5 protein-coding genes are annotated in these 3,289 nt (G+C 49.5%); 3 read left to right on the top strand and 2 right to left on the bottom strand.

The window, feature by feature from the left end; genetic code table 11:
* Nucleotides 1-300: 300 nt before the first annotated feature.
* Complete coding sequence (locus AC6F7T_RS08140) at nucleotides 301-651, bottom strand: DUF3147 family protein (protein WP_500717695.1); 351 nt, start codon at nucleotides 649-651, stop codon at nucleotides 301-303.
* A gap of 194 nt (nucleotides 652-845) precedes the next feature.
* Here AC6F7T_RS08140 and AC6F7T_RS08135 point away from each other — a divergent pair, with 194 nt between their 5' ends.
* Genes AC6F7T_RS08135 through AC6F7T_RS08125 form a run of 3 tightly spaced genes read left to right on the top strand, consistent with a single transcriptional unit; the run spans nucleotide 846 to nucleotide 2,728 of the window.
* Nucleotides 846-1,316 (top strand): hypothetical protein, encoded by a 471-nt coding sequence (locus tag AC6F7T_RS08135; protein WP_500717693.1) that lies wholly within the window; start codon nucleotides 846-848, stop codon nucleotides 1,314-1,316.
* Nucleotides 1,317-1,364: 48 nt separating this feature from the next.
* On the top strand, nucleotides 1,365-2,078 hold the full coding sequence (locus AC6F7T_RS08130) for a HupE/UreJ family protein (protein ID WP_500717692.1): 714 nt from the start codon (nucleotides 1,365-1,367) through the stop codon (nucleotides 2,076-2,078).
* A 38-nt stretch (nucleotides 2,079-2,116) separates the two neighbouring features.
* Nucleotides 2,117-2,728 carry a hypothetical protein gene (locus AC6F7T_RS08125; protein ID WP_500717691.1) on the top strand — a complete coding sequence of 204 codons (612 nt, stop codon included), beginning with the start codon at nucleotides 2,117-2,119 and terminating at the stop codon, nucleotides 2,726-2,728.
* Nucleotides 2,729-2,976: 248 nt separating this feature from the next.
* On the opposite strand, the gene AC6F7T_RS08120 is transcribed toward AC6F7T_RS08125, so the two are convergent.
* On the bottom strand, nucleotides 2,977-3,289 hold a 313-nt coding region (locus AC6F7T_RS08120; RefSeq protein ID WP_500717689.1), incomplete at its 5' end, for a recombinase family protein.

Here is a 3,289-nt window from a genome sequence, read left to right as displayed (position 1 = left end):
GGAAAGTTTCATGGTGTGCCCCCCTTTCTCAGGCATGACTGAATATAGTCCTCAAACAGGTCAACTGTCAACATTGAAGACAAAGTTACTTCATGGTTCATACGGCTTTCTCCCAGCTCGATTCTCGAATCCGAGGGATTCTTGGATTGGTTTGATTGGTGGGTTCTGACTTGCCAAAAATCCCTGACACAATACCTGAGACATTCAGAAATAAAGCAGGGGCAATAAACAAGGCTGGTATCCAACAGACAGTGGTCTTACGTCGGAGCGTCCAGGTTAAGTGGCTTGATGTGTGGCCTTTTACAATTTAACCCCGTAGTGACTCAGCACTGACACCATGAGAAAATAACAAACTACGGTAATTGCACCAGACAGGCCAAGGCTCAGATAAAAGTTCAATCCATGCTTCAACATTCTCGGCAGTACAAAAAATAGTGCCAACGAAGGAAGGACCAGCCAAAACACGCTTGATGCCAGAGTGCTGACCTTCTCTACATCTTTGGTGTCAATATAGAGCCAGAGTATCGCAAGCACTGAAACCAGGGGGACCGAAGCCAGTATGGCGCCAATCAGGGTGCTTCTCCTGGAAATTTCTGAAATAGCTACAATCAGCAATGTCGTTGTTGCAATTTTTACAAGATAGTAACTCAACTTTTTCTCTCTACTTTCAAGGTCTTTGTTGACGCATTATTGATTTTTGCACTTTGTTTTCAGTTTGACATAATGAAAGACTAAGATTACCCTTTTTCGCTGCGACGCCAAACCACTTCGGGAAAAGGTTGCGCTTCTAAAGATAGTAACGCAATACCCAAAAACTGTATAACCGTTGGCATGTGAAATGTGCGATGCTGACCATAGTGAACATGACTTCTCTGCTTCGACATACGACAACAAAACACTGCCTGACGCTGATGCTGGTAGTGGTCTTCCTGGCCGTGTCACTCTGGCAGTCTTCCCATGTGCATCACCAACATGGTCCTGAAAAAACGGAGCTTGCTTCCGTATACCAATCTTTTGTGTCCGGCTTTTCAGGCAGTCATCACGACAATGCAGAACACCACGGCGAACACAGCCATGATACACCTGATCAAACAGCACATTTGTATAAACATCAGCCCAGCTGGAAATCTCTTCGCGGCAAGACGGATGGTGACAGTACATTAAAAATACCCGTAGTCATCTGTGCTCGGGTCATCAGCGTGTCCCCCTCCGAAATCATCAGTATTCCATCTTCGCATGTCATAGAAAAGAATGGCATCTGGACCGCCGGGCGTCCACCTGCCCGTGCCCCTCCGTTCAGCGTCCCTCTTTCCTGATTTTTTCAATTACTTCACCCAAACAACCTTTGTTTCAGAAAGATCGCTATGAAATTGTTCAAAAACTACCGGGCCGGAAGTGGCCTGATGTGGGGTATTCTCCCGTTGGCGCTGGTTCTTGTTGGAGCGGCTGACGTGTTCGCCCACGGCGTGACCGCAGGCGACAAGGGATATATCCAGGAAATAAGCGGCGCCATGACCCTGCCATTCATCTATCTGGGAGCCAAGCACATGGTCACCGGGTACGACCACATTCTTTTTCTATTCGGGGTTATTTTCTTTCTCTACCGGTTCAAGGACATCGGCCTTTACGTCACCCTGTTCGCTGTCGGTCACTCGGTCACCCTGATCGCCGGAGTCCTGATGGAGATCAGCGTCAGCGCCTATCTCATTGACGCCATCATCGGATTGTCCATTGTATACAAAGCTCTCGACAATATGGGTGCGTACCAGCGCTGGTTCGGGTTTCAACCTAACACCAAGCTGGCCACGCTGATCTTCGGCCTTTTTCACGGGTTCGGCCTAGCCACCAAGATTCTGGAATACGAAGTCTCCGCTGAGGGTCTGGTGACGAACCTGATCGCCTTTAACGTGGGTGTGGAAGTGGGGCAGCTGATGGCCTTGGGCCTGATCCTCATCGCCATGGGATACTGGCGACGCACCGAGGGATTTATGCGCCATGCTTACGACGCCAACGTTCTGCTCATGACGGGAGGTTTTCTGCTCATGGGATACCAGCTGACTGGCTATGTTGTCGCCTGAATTAACCAACTCATTTCGTTTAGAAAAGGATATATACCATGCAGCATGCACCGAATCCGGCAGATCTGCCCTCAAGCGCAAAGCTCATTAAGTCAACGATCCTGGCCGCCGTAGTGGCCGCATTTCTTCTGGTTATCGCCATTTTACCCGCCGAGTACGGCATTGATCCCACCGGGGTTGGCAGTGTTCTGGGATTGACCAAGATGGGAGAGATTAAAACCTCCCTGGCGCATGAAGTTGCGGAGCAGAACACCGTAGCGCCCATAACCACTCTGCCCGCGAAACCAACCCAACAAGGCGTGGCGGAATCCGTCGAAACAGTGACTACCCTGCGCAAGGACAGCATGGAATTAACCCTGGTTCCCAACGAGGGCAAAGAGATCAAATTGGCATTGAACAAAGGGGAACGGGCGCGCTATCTCTGGTACACCGATGGCGGCGCTGTTAACTTTGATGGTCACTCCGATTCCGTCAAGCTCAAGATCGATTACAAGAGCTGGCAAAAAGGAACCTCACAACGCGAGGAAGGAGAACTTGTCGCTGAGTTTGACGGAAAGCATGGTTGGTTTTGGCGTAATCGGACATCAAAAACGGTAACAATCACACTGCAGGTGGAAGGGGAACACTCTGATATCGAAGAGGCAATCTGACTCTTGCAGAATCAACATGCCCGCAGTTGGTTGCGGGTATGTTGATTCATGCTTTTGAAATTCGACATGCTCCATGGTGGCATCGACGGTCTACGGTAAAATAAGCTTTCCTTTCTTATCGATCACCCTCGTAGAATAAGAAACGCTCTTAATCACCAGATCGAGGGCGTTTCTTATTTGTCACGACTTCTTGAACACGAACACCCCGCCCGGAGTGCTGGGTGGGGTGTTCCTGCTTTGCGACTATTTCAGGACATCTGTTGGCAGTTTTCAGAATAGATGCGGTAAACGGATGACCGGCTTATTCCGTAGTGGTCAGCGATTTCCATCTTGCTGCAGCCAGGGGCTTCATAGTCGTTGATCAGTTGGGATATTTCGTTCAGAATCAGCTTTGGTTTGGCTCCGAATTTTACACCCCTGGCCAGGGCGCGCATTCTGCCCTCGTATGAGCGCTCCCGGATAATCACCCTTTCAAATTCACCGATGGCAGAAAGGATATTGAATTGGAGTCGGCCATAAATCGATGTCGTGTCAATCCCCTGGTCCAGCACCACCAGATCA

The sequence above is a fragment of the Pelovirga sp. genome (assembly GCF_059864205.1).
The sequence above is the reverse complement of the archived record's forward strand: the minus strand, read 5'-3'. Positions and strand labels throughout refer to the sequence as shown.